This is a genomic window from Scandinavium lactucae, from assembly GCF_033843265.1.
Lineage (GTDB): Bacteria > Pseudomonadota > Gammaproteobacteria > Enterobacterales > Enterobacteriaceae > Scandinavium > Scandinavium lactucae.
On the sequence record NZ_JAWXRD010000001.1, the window covers coordinates 198,453 to 213,936 of the forward strand.

A 15,484-nucleotide genomic window follows, 5' to 3' on the forward strand; every position below is an offset into this window, starting at 1 on the left:
CATTCATGTCGTCATTTGACTACATCAAAACCGCAATTCGCCAGAAGGGCTGCACTTTGCAGCAGGTGGCGGATGCCAGCGGAATGACCAAAGGCTACCTTAGCCAGTTGCTGAATGCCAAAATCAAAAGCCCCAGTGCGCAGAAGCTGGAAGCGCTGCACCGCTTTCTGGGGCTAGAGTTTCCGCGCCAACAGAAAAACATCGGCGTGGTGTTTGGTAAGTTCTATCCGCTGCACACCGGGCATATTTATCTGATTCAGCGTGCCGTCAGCCAGGTTGACGAGCTGCACATCATTATGGGCTATGACGAAACGCGCGATCGCGCCCTGTTCGAAGATAGTGCCATGTCGCAACAGCCGACGGTGTCTGACCGTCTGCGCTGGCTGTTGCAAACCTTTAAATACCAAAAAAATATTCGTATTCATGCCTTTAACGAAGAGGGCATGGAGCCGTATCCGCACGGCTGGGACGTGTGGAGCAACGGGGTGAAGGCGTTTATGGAAGAGAAGGGCATTCAGCCCAACACCATTTACACTTCGGAAGAAGCCGACGCCCCGCAGTTCCGCGAGCACTTAGGCACCGAGACGGTGCTTATCGATCCGCAGCGGACGTTTATGAACATCAGCGGCTCGCAAATCCGTGAAAACCCGTCCCGCTACTGGGAATACATCCCGACGGAAGTTAAACCGTTCTTCGTGCGGACGGTGGCGATTTTAGGCGGCGAATCGAGCGGCAAATCAACGCTGGTCAACAAGCTCGCCAACATCTTCAACACCACCAGCGCCTGGGAATATGGCCGCGATTATGTCTTCTCCCATCTCGGCGGGGACGAAATGGCGCTGCAATATTCTGATTATGACAAAATCGCCCTCGGCCACGCGCAGTACATTGATTTTGCAGTCAAGTACGCCAATAAAGTGGCGTTCATCGATACCGATTTTGTCACCACTCAGGCGTTCTGTAAAAAGTACGAAGGCCGCGAGCATCCGTTCGTGCAGGCGCTGATTGACGAATACCGTTTTGATCTGGTTATCCTGCTGGAAAATAATACCCCGTGGGTGGCCGATGGCCTACGCAGTCTCGGCAGTTCGGTGGACAGAAAAGAGTTCCAGACCATGCTGGAAGAGATGCTCCATGAAAACAATATTGAGTACGTTCACGTGGAAGAACCGGATTACGACGCGCGCTTCCTGCGCTGTGTTGAACTGGTGAAGCAGATGATGGGTGAGCAGGGCTAAATAAAAAAGCCGGGCGCGTTGAACGTCGCCCGGCTTTGTCATCTGCCCCGTTTCCGGGGCAATAACTATTACTTCGAAATACGCTTGTACTTGATACGCTTAGGCTCCAGCGCATCTGCGCCGAGGGTGCGTTTCTTGTACTCTTCGTATTCGGTGAAGTTACCTTCGAAGAACTCAACTTTACCTTCATCCTGGTAATCCAGAATGTGGGTGGCGATACGGTCGAGGAACCAACGGTCGTGCGAGATAACCATCGCGCAGCCCGGGAACTCCAGCAGGGCGTTTTCCAGCGCGCGCAGGGTTTCGATATCCAGGTCGTTGGTCGGCTCATCGAGCAGCAGCATGTTACCGCCAACCTGCAGCAGTTTCGCCAGATGCAGACGGCCACGCTCACCACCGGACAGTTCGCCCACGCGTTTGCCCTGATCGGTGCCTTTGAAGTTAAAGCGACCGACGTAAGCACGGCTTGGCATTTCGGTGTTGCCGACTTTCATGATATCCAGCCCGCCGGAAACTTCTTCCCACACGGTTTTGCTGTTATTCATGGAATCACGGAACTGGTCAACGGAGGCCAGCTTGACGGTTTCGCCAAGTTCAATGGTGCCGCCGTCCGCTTGTTCCTGACCGGAAAGCATCCGGAACAGGGTCGATTTACCCGCGCCGTTCGGGCCGATGATGCCGACAATCGCGCCTTTCGGCACCGAGAAGCTCAGATTGTCGATCAGCTGACGGTCGCCGTAGGACTTGCTGAGGTTGGTGACTTCAACGACTTTATCGCCCAGACGTGGTCCAGGTGGAATAAACAGTTCGTTGGTTTCGTTGCGTTTCTGGTATTCGGTGCTGTTGAGCTCTTCAAAGCGTGCCAGACGGGCTTTACCCTTAGACTGACGGCCTTTCGCGCCCTGACGCACCCACTCCAGCTCTTTCTCGATAGATTTACGGCGCGCGGCTTCCTGAGAGGCTTCCTGCGCCAGACGCTGGTCTTTCTGCTCCAGCCACGAGGAGTAGTTGCCTTCCCATGGAATACCTTCGCCGCGGTCCAGTTCGAGGATCCAGCCTGCCACGTTGTCGAGGAAGTAACGGTCGTGGGTAATCGCGACGACGGTGCCTTCGAAGTCGTGCAGGAAACGTTCCAGCCAGGCCACGGACTCGGCGTCCAGGTGGTTGGTCGGTTCGTCGAGCAGCAGCATGTCTGGTTTTTCCAGCAGCAGGCGGCACAGGGCCACACGGCGGCGTTCACCCCCGGAGAGCGTACCAATTTTGGCATCCCAATCCGGCAGACGCAGCGCATCAGCGGCGCGCTCCAGTTGCACGTTCAGGTTGTGACCATCGTGCGCCTGGATGATTTCTTCATATTTGCCCTGCTGGGCCGCCAGTTTGTCGAAGTCGGCGTCTGGCTCAGCGTACAGGGCGTACACTTCTTCCAGGCCTTTCAGGGCGTTAACCACTTCGGACACGGCTTCTTCAACGGATTCGCGAACGGTATGTTCCGGGTTGAGCTGGGGTTCCTGCGGCAGGTAGCCAATTTTGGTGCCTGGCTGCGGGCGCGCTTCACCTTCGATATCGGTGTCGATACCGGCCATGATGCGCAACAGGGTGGATTTACCGGCACCGTTCAGGCCCAGTACACCGATTTTTGCGCCAGGGAAGAAGCTCAGAGAGATGTTTTTAAGAATATGTCGCTTCGGCGGGACCACTTTGCCGACGCGATGCATGGTATAAACGAATTGAGCCACGTTGGACTTCGCCTCTTTTATTTTGATGAAAAGGAGTCAAAGGCGAAGTGTAGCCTTTTTCACACGCTAATCCCAGCCAGGCGCAAGCGATAAGCGCAAAGGTAAAAAAGTGTCCTTAACGTGGCGTAAATCCGGTTGTCTGATTAGCATAAAGAGACGCGGCATGATGCTGCATTGACCCAATTTTCAAAGGAGCGCATGTGCAAAATGCTAAACCCATGACGTGGCGACTTCTGGCCGCGGGCGTTTGTCTGTTGACGGTCAGCAGTGCGGTTCACGCCGATTCACTGAATGAACAACGCAGTCGTTATAGCCAGATTAAACAGGCGTGGGATAACCACCAGATGGACGTTGTTGATCAGCTGATGCCGACGCTGAAAGACTATCCGCTCTATCCTTATCTGCAATACCGTCAGCTCACCGATGACCTGATGAATGCGCCTGCGCTAAGCGTGACGCAGTTTGTGCAGACATACCCGACGCTGCCCGCCGCTCGCACGCTGAAGAACCGCTTTGTGAATGAACTGGCACGTCGTGAAGACTGGCGCGGTCTGCTGGCATTCAGCCCAGACAAGCCCGGTACCACGGAAGCGCAATGTAATTACTACTACGCGAAATACAACGTCGGACAGACCCAGGCAGCCTGGGATGGCGCGAAGGATTTATGGCTGACGGGTAAAAGTCAGCCCAACGCCTGTGACCCGTTGTTTAGCGCCTGGCGTGCTTCCGGCACACAAGATCCGCTGGCGTATCTGGAACGTATTCGCCTGGCGATGCAGGCGGGTAACACCCGTCTGGTTACCACTCTGGCCAACCAGATGCCGGGAGATTATCAAACCATCGCCTCGGCGGTGGTCAGTTTGGCGAACAATCCCAACAGCGTCCTGACTTTCGCGCAAAGCACGGGGGCGACCGATTTCACACGCCAGATGGCGGCGCTGGCATTTAGTAGCGTCGCACGTCAGGACGTGGAAAATGCGCGTCTGCTGATCCCGCAACTGGTTCAGGCGCAGAAACTCAATGAGAGCCAGACCCAGGATCTGCGCGATATCGTTGCCTGGCGTCTGATGGGCAACGATGTCACCGCTGAACAGGCGCAGTGGCGCGATGACGCCATCATGCGTTCCGGATCGACCTCACTGGTGGAGCGTCGTGTGCGCATGGCGATTGGCAACGGTGACCGCCGTGGGCTCAACACCTGGCTGGCACGCCTGCCGATGGAAGCCAAAGACAAAGACGAGTGGCGCTACTGGCAGGCCGATTTGCTGATGGAGCGCGGGCGCGAACAGGAAGCGAAAGATATCCTGCATTCGCTGATGCAGCAGCGCGGGTTCTACCCGATGGTGGCCGCGCAGCGTTTGGGGGAAGATTATTCCATCCGCGTTGAGAAACCAGAAGGCACGGTGGCTCCGTTGCTGGTCAATGGCCCGGAGATGTCTCGCGTGCGCGAGCTGATGTACTGGAACCAGGACAACACCGCGCGCGGCGAGTGGGCTAATCTGGTCAGCAGCCGTAGCCGCAATGAGCAGGGCCAGCTGGCGAAGTATGCCTTTGACCAGGACTGGTGGGATCTCAGCGTGCAGGCGACGATTGCGGGCAAGCTGTGGGATAACCTCGAGGAGCGTTTCCCGCTGGCCTACAAAGACCTGTTTGTGCGCTACACCAGCGACAAAGACATCAGCAAAAGCTATGCAATGGCGATTGCCCGTCAGGAAAGCGCCTGGAACCCGAAAGTGCGCTCCCCAGTTGGCGCGACCGGGCTGATGCAAATCATGCCAGGCACCGCCACGCATACGGTGAAGATGTTCTCTATTCCGGGCTACAGCGGCCCGAATCAGCTGCTCGATCCTGAGACCAACATCAATATCGGCACCCGTTACCTGCAATACGTTTATCAGCAGTTTGGTAACAACCGTATCTACGCCTCAGCGGCGTATAACGCCGGGCCGGGCAGGGTCCGGACCTGGCAGGGCAACAGCGCCGGGCGCATCGACGCGGCGGCCTTTGTTGAGAGCATTCCATTCTCGGAAACGCGCGGTTATGTGAAGAACGTGCTGGCTTATGATGCGTACTATCGCTACTTCATGGGCGATAAGACGCAACTCCTGACCGACGACGAGTGGAAGCAACGTTACTGATCCGCTGAGAGTATGTTATGCTTGTACTCGCTAAAGAGTACATTCGGCGGATGGCTCTGTGCCATCCGCCCCAACCAGGTGGCGTAACATGACTCAACAATCCCCTTATTCAGCCGCAAATGCGGAACAGCGCCACCAGGAGTGGCTTCGCTTCGTGGAGCTGATGCGTCAGGCCTTTGCTGCCGATTTGCATCTGCCGCTTCTGAATCTGATGATGACGCCCGATGAGCGTGAGGCGTTGGGTACGCGGGTGCGGATTATCGAAGAGTTGCTGCGCGGTGAAATGAGCCAGCGTGAGCTGAAAAGCGAGCTTGGCGCGGGCATTGCCACCATTACCCGCGGATCAAACAGTCTGAAATCAGCCCCGCCCGAACTGCGTCAGTGGCTGGAGCAGACGCTGCCAGACACTCACCGATAAATGGCGTTGTGGAACGGACTGAGCGCCAGAATCACTGCCTGATGATAGACGCTGCTGCGGGTCAGTTTGCCCGCCGTGAACACGCCAATCGCCCCTTCTTTACGACCAATCTCATCAATGCCGGTGTAGTGCGACATTACCGGGCCGAGAGCGTCACCCGCCTGAACGCGTTCAAGGATAACCTTCGGCAGCGGCAAGGTGGCTGAACGGGCTTCCCCGCGCTGTTCACGTGTTTCGATGACCACCCAACTGAACGTGCTGCCATCATCAATGCCTGCTTCAATAGCGACCCAAAAATCGGCATCCGGTCTGGCAAGACGGGCATTGTTCACGCGATTGCGTGCGCCAGCGCGCGTTTCTTCACTTCCGAAGGGCTGTTCCGGTACGCCGCTCTCGACGGAAACGGCGTCAATATGGCAGGATCCTTCGCCGAAGATCTCGTTAAAAGCCTGCAGAATAGCCTGAATTTTGGCGGGATTGGTGGTGGCTGAGACAACCTTATGCATAATCAGTACACTTACGAAAAAAATTATCATCGCAGTATAACGGAAAAATCGCATGTTACAGGTATACCTTGTTCGCCACGGTGAGACGCAGTGGAACGCCGAGCGACGTATTCAGGGCCAGTCCGACAGTCCGCTGACCGAAAAAGGTGAACAGCAGGCCTGGCAAGTCGGGGAGCGTGTTAAAGCCCTCGGTATCACGCACATTATCGCCAGCGATTTGGGCCGTACGCGTCGTACTGCTGAAATCATTGCTGAAGCCTGTGGGTGCAGCGTGACCTACGATCCGCGGCTTCGGGAGCTCGATATGGGCGTGCTTGAGCGTCGTCTGATCGATACCCTGACCGACGAGGAAGAGGGCTGGCGTCGCACGCTGGTGAATGGCACCGCCAACGGACGCATTCCGGAAGGAGAGTCGATGCAGGAGCTGGCCGATCGCATGAATGCCGCGCTGCAAGATTGCCTGGAACTGCCGCAGGGCAGTCGCCCGCTGCTGGTCAGTCACGGGATGGCGCTGGGTTGTCTGGTGAGTACTATTCTGGGCTTGCCGGCTTACGCAGAACGCCGTCTGCGCTTGCGTAACTGCTCAATTTCGCGGGTGGATTATCAGCAAAGCCCGTGGCTGGCACCGGGCTGGATTGTCGAGACCGCAGGCGACGTCACGCATCTGGACGCCCCTGCGTTGGACGAACTCCAGCGCTAACGACGAATAGGAATCAGGTACTCGCAGCGCAACTGGATAGGCGGTTCCTGATTCATCGCTTCTTTCTGCGGGAAGAAGCGCTCGATGTCCTGACCCTTACGACGGGTCAGGCCGAGCATCGGCATACAGGTGCCATACAGGGTGAGGACAAATTCCTGCAACCCCGTACCCAGCCCTTCGTAGGTAAACATCACGTATTCACCGCCCTCCAGTTTCACCGGATGCGCGTCCTGAAGATGTCCATTGACCATCTCCGGCGTCAGCGCGGTGGTGTAGAGCACTTCCTGCTCATCGTCTCGCTCAAGACTTGGACGTGGCTCATGCAGGCCATACAGCATCGGTGGGAGCGACGGCGAATTGCCGAGGAATTCACGCCAGAACTGACCGCGCATTTGCTGACGGAACTCAGAAATTTCTTCCAGTTTACAGGTATAGCTCTGGGTCACACCCACCAGCTGTGTGTCTGGCATGGTGATGAATTCGTACTTCGGCATCGTGAATTCACCCAGGCGCAGCGGTGGGCGCATACCGAATGAACTCCAGTCCGGCGAGCGGCGATAAAGCGCGGGGGTTAGGCTAAACTGCTTCTTGAACGCACGGGTGAAAGTCTGCTGAGAGTCAAAACGGTACTGCAGAGCAATATCCAGAATCGGGCGCGCGGTCAGACGCAGGGCCACAGCAGATTTTGACAGGCGACGAGCACGAATGTAGGCACCAATAGCGTGGCCGGTGACGTCCTTGAACATCCTTTGCAGATGCCACTTGGAATAGCCCGCTTTTGCCGCCACGTTATCCAGTGATAAAGGTTGATCGAGATGCCCTTCAAGCCAGCTAAGAAGATCGCGAATTATCCCAGCTTGATCCATATAATGTCCTCATCCTTTCGCAGGTGCCTGTAACTAGGGTAGCGGATCATAGCATTTTTTGATGTTTTAGCATTCAGTGTTTTTTTTGCGCTAAAGTGCGATTTTAAACCATAAGCCTGTATTATTTTTGTAAAGCTGTGATCTTTAAACATTTTCTTCTACGTTATTGAATAATCGCGTAGTGTCATTTTCAAGAATGGTAACAATATGAAATACAAGAAGTTAATTGCGGGTCTTTTGCTGACACTGGCCGGCAGCGCGGCGCATGCAGAACAAATCGGCTCCGTAGACACCGTGTTCAAAATGATTGGCCCGGACCATAAAATCGTGGTTGAAGCCTTTGATGACCCGGATGTGAAGAATGTCACCTGCTATATCAGCCGTGCCAAAACAGGCGGGATCAAAGGCGGTTTGGGGCTGGCAGAAGATACCTCTGATGCCGCTATTTCCTGTCAGCAGGTTGGACCGATCGAGGTAAGCGATAAGATCAAAAAGGGTAAATCGGAAGGCGAAGTGGTGTTCCAGAAACGAACCTCACTGGTGTTCAAAAAGCTGCAGGTGGTGCGCTTTTACGATGCGAAACGCAATGCCCTGGTCTACCTGACCTATTCCGATAAAGTGGTCGACGGCTCGCCTAAGAATGCGATCAGCGCGGTGCCTATCATGCCGTGGAAGGAGTAACAGGCGAAAAAAAACGGCGCTAAGCGCCGTTTTTTATGACTGATGCAGAAGAATTATTCCTGCAGTTCGCCGCAGAAACGGTAACCTTCGCCGTGAATGGTGGCGATGATTTCCGGAGTATCCGGCGTAGATTCAAAGTGCTTACGGATCCGACGGATAGTCACGTCAACCGTGCGGTCGTGCGGCTTAAGCTCACGGCCCGTCATTTTCTTCAGCAGTTCTGCACGGGATTGAATCTTGCCCGGGTTTTCGCAGAAGTGCAGCATCGCGCGGAATTCACTGCGCGGCAGCTTGTACTGTTCGCCGTTCGGGCTAACCAGTGAGCGGCTGTTGATGTCCAGCTCCCAACCGTTGAACTTGTAGCTTTCCACGCTGCGACGCTCTTCGCTCACGGTACCCAGATTCATGGTACGGGAGAGCAGGTTACGCGCACGGATAGTCAGTTCACGAGGGTTGAATGGCTTAGTGATATAATCATCAGCGCCGATTTCCAGGCCAAGGATTTTATCCACTTCGTTATCACGACCGGTCAGGAACATCAGAGCGACGTTGGCTTGCTCACGCAGTTCACGCGCCAGCAGCAGGCCATTTTTGCCCGGAAGGTTGATGTCCATGATGACCAGATTGACATCATTTTCAGAAAGGATCTGATGCATTTCCGCGCCATCGGTGGCTTCGAACACATCATAACCTTCTGCTTCAAAAATACTTTTTAACGTGTTGCGTGTTACCAACTCGTCTTCAACGATAAGAATGTGCGGGGTCTGCATGTTTGCTACCTAAATTGCCAACTAAAATCGAAACAGGAAGTACAAAAGTCCCTGACCCGCCTGCTGCATATCGTAAATTAACATGACAGGCATAACATGACTAAAGTACGTAATTGCGTTCTTGATGCACTTTCCATCAACGTCAACAACATCATTAGCTTGGTCGTGGGTACTTTCCCTCTGGACCCGACAGTGTCAAAAACGGCTGTCATCCTAACCATTTTAACAGCAACATAACAGGCTCAGAGAGGGATGACACCCAATAAAACTACGCTTCGTTGACATATATCAAGTTCAATTGTAGCACGTTAACAGTCTTGTGAAATCCTTGCATCTAAATGGTTGCTTTTGTCACAAATTTTCAACAACTCAAATGATTGCAAGAGTGAACTGATTAGCAAAACGAATCCAAAAGATGAGCGTTAATCTTATTTTAAATATCCCACTAGAACATAGGGATATACATGTTCTGTTAACATACTTACCAGGAGGATTCCTGGATAATAGTTTAGTCTTATTGATGTGTTAATAAACATCCTTTCTGCGTTTTTTGTTGCAATAAAGTAAATTCGCGCCGCGCAATATGATGATGAGCATCACATTGTGACGGGTGTAAAGTAAAAAAGAGAAGATGACATGCGCTTATCAATAGTGCTGGTTTCACCAGCAAGAGCCGAAAATATCGGCGCTGCGGCCCGGGCGATGAAGACCATGGGATTCACGGAAATGCGAATTGTCGACAGTCAGGCGCATCTTGAACCTGCCGCACAGTGGGTGGCACACGGATCCGGCGATATTCTTGAAAATATCAAAACGTTTCCTACTCTGGCTGACGCATTGCAGGATGTCGATTTCACCGTCGCCACCACCGCCCGCAGCCGTGCCCGCTTTCACTATTACGCCACGCCTCAGGAACTGGTGCCCATTCTGCAGGAGAAATCACAGTGGATGGGCCACGCCGCGCTGGTCTTCGGGCGCGAGGATTCCGGGCTTACCAACGATGAGCTGGCACTGGCCGATATCCTCACCGGTGTGCCGATGGTGGCCGATTATCCTTCGTTGAATTTGGGTCAGGCGGTGATGGTATTTTGCTATCAGCTCTCTGCGCTGACGCAGACCGCGACGGCCGTTTTCGCTGAGAATAATGAAAATCAGCTTCAGGCATTGCGATCCCGGGCGATGGCGCTGCTGGCAAAATTACAGGTCGCGGATGACGTAAAACTGGCCGATTGGCTACAACAGCGATTGGGCCTCCTCGGGCAACGTGACACCGCAATGCTGCACCGATTACTGCATGATATCGAAAAAAATATCGCCGACTAATCTGCTGCCATAATGTTTTGTTATGGATGAATACTCTGGTATAGGCATTAACCGCAGGGGATGCGGGACGGATACGCTGGCTTCACTGGCGCAGCTGCACGGTGTTCCAAACCGGGGCAAAAAGAGAAATTCGTTGACTTAGCCAGGCAGATACTTTAACCAATATAGGCAGACGACAGACAATTAAAATGACAGAGCACACAACATCCATGATTCGCATCAGCCGCATGACAACAATTATTACCACCACCATTACCACAGGTATCGGTGCGGGCTGACGCGTACAGGAAAAACTGAAAAAAGCCCGCACCTGAACAGTGCGGGCTTTTTTTTCGACCAAAGATCACGAGGTAACAACCATGCGAGTCTTGAAGTTCGGCGGTACATCAGTGGCAAATGCAGAACGTTTTCTGCGTGTTGCCGATATTCTGGAAAGCAATGCCAGGCAGGGGCAGGTAGCAACTGTGCTCTCTGCCCCGGCCAAAATCACCAACCATCTGGTCGCGATGATTGAAAAAACCATTGGCGGTCAGGATGCTCTTCCTAATATCGCTGATGCCGAACGTATTTTTGCCGAACTCCTTCAGGGGCTGGCGGCTCTTCAGCCCGGTTTCCCGCTCGCGCAGCTCAATGCTTTTGTTGCTCAGGAATTTGCCCAGATTAAACATGTCCTGCACGGTGTAAGCCTGTTGGGCCAGTGTCCGGATGGCGTTAACGCGGCGCTGATCTGCCGGGGTGAAAAGCTGTCGATTGCCATCATGGCGGGACTGCTCGAAGCGCGTGGTCACAAGGTGACCGTGATCAACCCGGTCGAAAAACTGCTGGCCGTTGGCCACTATCTTGAATCTACCGTCGATATCGCTGAATCCACCCGTCGCATTGCCGCCAGCCAAATCCCCGCCGATCACATGGTGCTGATGGCGGGCTTTACCGCCGGGAATGACAAAGGTGAATTGGTGGTGCTGGGGCGTAACGGCTCCGATTACTCCGCGGCGGTGCTGGCGGCGTGCTTGCGCGCCGACTGCTGTGAAATCTGGACTGACGTCGATGGGGTCTATACCTGTGACCCACGTCAGGTGCCCGATGCGCGTCTGCTGAAATCGATGTCCTATCAGGAAGCGATGGAGCTGTCCTATTTTGGTGCCAAAGTACTGCATCCGCGCACCATCGCACCGATTGCCCAGTTTCAGATCCCGTGCCTGATTAAAAATACCGGTAATCCACAGGCTCCGGGGACCTTAATCGGTGCCAGCCACAACGAAGATGGCCTGGCGGTGAAGGGCATTTCTAACCTGAATAATATGGCGATGTTCAACGTCTCCGGTCCGGGGATGAAGGGCATGGTCGGCATGGCGGCCCGCGTCTTCGCCACCATGTCTCGCGCCGGAATTTCGGTGGTGCTGATAACCCAATCCTCTTCCGAATACAGCATCAGCTTCTGTGTGCCGCAGAGCGACTGCGTCCGGGCGAAACGAGCGATGGAAGATGAGTTTTACCTTGAGCTGAAAGAAGGGCTGCTGGAGCCGCTGGCAATCATGGATCGCCTGGCGATCATCTCCGTCGTCGGCGACGGAATGCGCACCCAGCGTGGAACCTCAGCGAAGTTCTTTGCCGCACTGGCCCGCGCCAACATCAACATCGTGGCGATTGCTCAGGGGTCGTCCGAGCGTTCTATTTCCGTCGTGGTGAACAATGACGACGCGACCACGGGCGTGCGTGTTACCCATCAGATGCTGTTCAATACCGACCAGGTGATTGAAGTGTTTCTGATTGGTGTTGGCGGCGTTGGTGGGGCGCTGCTGGAGCAACTTAAGCGCCAGCAGACCTGGCTTAAAAGCAAACATATCGATCTGCGCGTGTGCGGCGTGGCGAACTCGCGTGCGCTGCTGACCAACGTGCATGGTCTCAATCTGGAAGACTGGCAGGGCGAGCTGGCGGAAGCCAAAGAACCGTTCAATCTTGGCCGTCTGATCCGTCTGGTGAAAGAGTATCATCTGCTGAACCCGGTGATTGTCGACTGTACTTCCAACCAGGCGGTGGCGGATCAATACGCCGATTTCCTGCGCGAAGGCTTCCACGTGGTGACGCCAAATAAAAAGGCCAACACCTCGTCGATGAACTACTATCACGAGCTGCGTCAGGCGGCGGCGGGTTCGCGGCGTAAATTCCTGTACGACACTAACGTTGGTGCGGGTTTGCCGGTTATCGAGAACCTGCAAAATCTGCTGAACGCGGGCGATGAGCTGCAAAAGTTCTCAGGCATTCTTTCGGGTTCACTGTCGTTTATTTTCGGTAAGCTGGACGAGGGCATGAGCCTGTCGCAGGCCACGTCTATCGCGCGTGAAATGGGCTACACCGAGCCGGATCCTCGCGACGATCTTTCCGGGATGGACGTGGCGCGTAAGCTGCTGATCCTCGCTCGTGAAACCGGTCGTCATCTGGAGCTGAGCGATATCGTGGTGGAGTCTGTGCTGCCGGGTCACTTTGACGATAGCGGCGATGTGGACAGCTTTATGGCACGTCTGCCGCAGCTCGATGACGAGTTTGCGGCCCGCATTGCGAAAGCGCGTGATGAAGGCAAAGTGCTGCGCTACGTTGGCAACATTGAAGACGATGGCGTATGCCGAGTAAAAATTGCCGAAGTCGATGGCAACGATCCGCTGTTCAAAGTGAAAAACGGCGAGAATGCGCTGGCTTTCTACAGCCACTATTATCAGCCGCTGCCGCTGGTGTTACGCGGCTACGGCGCGGGTAACGACGTGACGGCGGCCGGGGTATTTGCCGACCTGCTGCGTACCCTGTCCTGGAAGTTAGGAGTTTAAGATGGTTAAAGTCTATGCCCCGGCCTCCAGCGCCAATATGAGCGTTGGGTTTGATGTGCTGGGCGCGGCGGTGACGCCGGTTAACGGCACGCTGCTGGGCGATAACGTGGAAGTGGTCGCGGCGGAATCCTTCAGTCTGAAGAACATCGGCCATTTTGCCAGTAAGCTGCCGGTGGAACCGCGTGAAAATATCGTTTATCAGTGCTGGGAACGTTTCTGCCAGGAAATTGGCAAAACCGTACCCGTCGCAATGACGCTTGAAAAGAACATGCCGATCGGTTCGGGCCTCGGTTCCAGCGCCTGTTCGGTGGTCGCCGCGCTGGTGGCGATGAACGAATACTGCGGCAAGCCGTTGAACGACAGCAAAATGCTGGCGCTGATGGGCGAGCTGGAAGGGCGCATCTCCGGGAGTGTACATTACGATAACGTCGCCCCGTGCTTCCTCGGCGGGATTCAGCTGATGCTGGAAGAGAATGGCATTATCAGCCAGCAAATTCCGGCCTTCGACGAATGGCTGTGGGTACTGGCCTATCCGGGCATTAAGGTGTCGACCGCAGAAGCGCGTGCCATTTTACCGGCGCAGTATCGCCGTCAGGATTGTATCGCTCACGGTCGTCATCTCGCGGGCTTTATTCATGCCTGCTACAGCCGCCAGCCAGAGCTTGCGGCCAAACTGATGAAGGACGTGATTGCCGAGCCGTATCGCACCAAACTGCTACCGGGCTTTGGCGAAGCACGCCAGGCGGTGGCGGAAATTGGCGCGCTGGCTAGCGGTATTTCGGGCTCCGGCCCGACGATGTTCGCCCTGTGCGACAACCCGGAAACCGCACAACGAGTCGCAGACTGGCTCAGTAAACACTATCTGCAAAATCAGGAAGGCTTCGTTCATATTTGCCGGCTGGACAAGGCGGGCGCTCGCGTAGTGGGATAACCGATGAAACTGTATAACTTAAAAGATCATAATGAGCAGGTCAGCTTCGCGCAGGCCGTGACCCAAGGCCTGGGCAAAAATCAGGGGCTATTCTTCCCGCATGACCTGCCGGAATTCAGCCTGAGCGACATCGACCAACTGCTGAAGCTGGACTTCGTCACCCGCAGCGCCAAAATTCTGTCGGCGTTTATTGGCGATGAAATCGCCCCACAGGAATTGGAGTCCCGCATTCGTGCGGCGTTCGCGTTCCCGGCCCCGGTGAAAGAGGTGCAGGCCGACGTCGGTTGTCTGGAGCTGTTCCACGGCCCGACCCTGGCGTTTAAAGATTTCGGCGGTCGCTTTATGGCTCAGATGCTGACCCATATCAGCGGTGACAAACCGGTGACCATTCTGACCGCGACCTCCGGTGACACCGGCGCGGCGGTAGCACATGCGTTTTACGGCCTGAAGAATGTGCGCGTGGTTATTCTCTATCCGAACGGTAAAATCAGTCCGCTGCAGGAAAAGCTGTTCTGTACCCTCGGGGGCAACATTGAGACCGTGGCGATTGACGGTGATTTCGATGCCTGCCAGGCCCTGGTGAAACAGGCGTTCGATGACGAAGAGCTGAAAGTGGCGCTGGGTCTGAACTCTGCCAACTCCATCAATATCAGCCGTCTGCTGGCGCAGATTTGCTACTACTTCGAAGCGGTGGCGCAACTGCCACAAGAGGCGCGGAATCAGCTGGTGGTTTCCGTGCCGAGCGGCAACTTTGGTGATTTGACCGCTGGTCTGCTGGCGAAATCACTCGGCCTGCCGGTGAAGCGCTTTATCGCCGCCACCAACGTCAACGACACCGTGCCCCGTTTCTTGCAGGAAGGCAGCTGGAAACCGAAGTCGACTCAGGCCACGCTCTCTAACGCCATGGACGTCAGCCAGCCGAATAACTGGCCGCGTGTGGAAGAACTGTTCCGTCGTAAAGAGTGGCGTCTGAATGATCTCGGCTATGCGGCGGTGGACGATGAGACCACGAAAGCCACCCTGCGCGAGTTGCAGGACATGGGTTATACCTCAGAGCCTCATGCCGCGGTGGCGTACCGGGCGCTGCGTGACCAGCTGAATCCAGGCGAGTACGGCCTGTTCCTCGGCACGGCGCATCCGGCAAAATTCAAAGAGAGCGTTGAGGCTATCCTTGAGACCACGCTGCCGCTGCCGAAAGAGCTGGCGGATCGCGCGGATCTGCCGCTGCTGTCTCATCACCTGCCCGCCGACTTTGCGGCACTGCGTAAGCTGATGATGGAAAAGGCGTAACCTCTCTTTTCCCCACAAAAAGCCGGGACAGCATAGCTGAGCCCGGCTTTTTTATGCCTGAAATG

Annotated in this window: 14 protein-coding genes and 1 other annotated feature; of the genes, 10 read left to right on the forward strand and 4 right to left on the reverse strand. The window is 55.1% G+C overall.

The features are described from left to right. The first annotated feature begins 5 nt into the window (after window positions 1-5). Window positions 6-1,238: a multifunctional transcriptional regulator/nicotinamide-nucleotide adenylyltransferase/ribosylnicotinamide kinase NadR gene (gene nadR, locus SIK69_RS00950; RefSeq protein WP_319628277.1), complete on the forward strand. Its 1,233-nt coding sequence runs from the start codon at window positions 6-8 to the stop codon at window positions 1,236-1,238. A gap of 68 nt (window positions 1,239-1,306) precedes the next feature. Here nadR and ettA read toward each other — a convergent pair whose 3' ends face one another. Then, window positions 1,307-2,974, reverse strand: a complete 1,668-nt coding sequence (gene ettA, locus SIK69_RS00955) for an energy-dependent translational throttle protein EttA (RefSeq protein WP_319628276.1) — start codon at window positions 2,972-2,974, stop codon at window positions 1,307-1,309. Between the two features lie 200 nt (window positions 2,975-3,174). Here ettA and sltY point away from each other — a divergent pair, with 200 nt between their 5' ends. Both sltY and trpR read left to right on the forward strand, forming a co-directional pair. Continuing rightward, window positions 3,175-5,112, forward strand: coding sequence for a murein transglycosylase (gene sltY, locus SIK69_RS00960; protein ID WP_319785196.1), 1,938 nt, complete (start codon window positions 3,175-3,177; stop codon window positions 5,110-5,112). 88 nt (window positions 5,113-5,200) lie between these two features. Further along, window positions 5,201-5,530 carry a trp operon repressor gene (trpR, locus tag SIK69_RS00965; protein ID WP_319628274.1) on the forward strand — a complete coding sequence of 110 codons (330 nt, stop codon included), beginning with the start codon at window positions 5,201-5,203 and terminating at the stop codon, window positions 5,528-5,530. On the opposite strand, the gene yjjX is transcribed toward trpR, so the two are convergent. Beyond that, complete coding sequence (gene yjjX, locus SIK69_RS00970; protein ID WP_319785197.1) at window positions 5,521-6,036, reverse strand: inosine/xanthosine triphosphatase; 516 nt, start codon at window positions 6,034-6,036, stop codon at window positions 5,521-5,523. The two genes, trpR and yjjX, sit on opposite strands and share 10 nt — an antisense overlap. 52 nt (window positions 6,037-6,088) lie before the next feature. Here yjjX and gpmB point away from each other — a divergent pair, with 52 nt between their 5' ends. Continuing rightward, window positions 6,089-6,736 (forward strand): 2,3-diphosphoglycerate-dependent phosphoglycerate mutase GpmB, encoded by a 648-nt coding sequence (gene gpmB, locus SIK69_RS00975; RefSeq protein ID WP_319785198.1) that lies wholly within the window; start codon window positions 6,089-6,091, stop codon window positions 6,734-6,736. Here gpmB and robA read toward each other — a convergent pair. Beyond that, window positions 6,733-7,602, reverse strand: coding sequence for an MDR efflux pump AcrAB transcriptional activator RobA (gene robA, locus SIK69_RS00980; protein ID WP_319628271.1), 870 nt, complete (start codon window positions 7,600-7,602; stop codon window positions 6,733-6,735). The genes gpmB and robA overlap by 4 nt on opposite strands. Before the next feature lie 207 nt (window positions 7,603-7,809). Between robA and creA the strand changes: the two genes are divergently transcribed. After that, on the forward strand, window positions 7,810-8,283 hold the full coding sequence (gene creA / locus SIK69_RS00985) for a protein CreA (protein WP_319785199.1): 474 nt from the start codon (window positions 7,810-7,812) through the stop codon (window positions 8,281-8,283). Window positions 8,284-8,336: 53 nt separating this feature from the next. On the opposite strand, the gene arcA is transcribed toward creA, so the two are convergent. After that, window positions 8,337-9,053, reverse strand: a complete 717-nt coding sequence (gene arcA / locus SIK69_RS00990; RefSeq protein WP_097162790.1) for a two-component system response regulator ArcA — start codon at window positions 9,051-9,053, stop codon at window positions 8,337-8,339. Between the two features lie 96 nt (window positions 9,054-9,149). Between arcA and yjjY the strand changes: the two genes are divergently transcribed. From yjjY to thrC, 5 genes are all read left to right on the forward strand, one after another. Continuing rightward, window positions 9,150-9,290, forward strand: coding sequence for a YjjY family protein (gene yjjY, locus SIK69_RS00995; RefSeq protein ID WP_001541509.1), 141 nt, complete (start codon window positions 9,150-9,152; stop codon window positions 9,288-9,290). A gap of 399 nt (window positions 9,291-9,689) precedes the next feature. Further along, window positions 9,690-10,376 (forward strand): tRNA/rRNA methyltransferase, encoded by a 687-nt coding sequence (locus SIK69_RS01000; RefSeq protein WP_319628269.1) that lies wholly within the window; start codon window positions 9,690-9,692, stop codon window positions 10,374-10,376. 216 nt (window positions 10,377-10,592) lie between these two features. Continuing rightward, window positions 10,593-10,710 (forward strand) — a sequence feature (Thr leader region). Window positions 10,711-10,735: 25 nt separating this feature from the next. Then, a complete protein-coding gene (thrA, locus tag SIK69_RS01005; RefSeq protein WP_319628268.1) occupies window positions 10,736-13,198 on the forward strand; it encodes a bifunctional aspartate kinase/homoserine dehydrogenase I in 2,463 nt (820 codons plus the stop codon). 1 nt (window position 13,199) lies between these two features. Beyond that, window positions 13,200-14,129: a homoserine kinase gene (thrB, locus tag SIK69_RS01010; RefSeq protein ID WP_319628267.1), complete on the forward strand. Its 930-nt coding sequence runs from the start codon at window positions 13,200-13,202 to the stop codon at window positions 14,127-14,129. A 3-nt stretch (window positions 14,130-14,132) separates the two neighbouring features. Then, window positions 14,133-15,419 carry a threonine synthase gene (gene thrC / locus SIK69_RS01015; protein WP_319628266.1) on the forward strand — a complete coding sequence of 429 codons (1,287 nt, stop codon included), beginning with the start codon at window positions 14,133-14,135 and terminating at the stop codon, window positions 15,417-15,419. The last annotated feature ends 65 nt before the right edge of the window (window positions 15,420-15,484 follow it).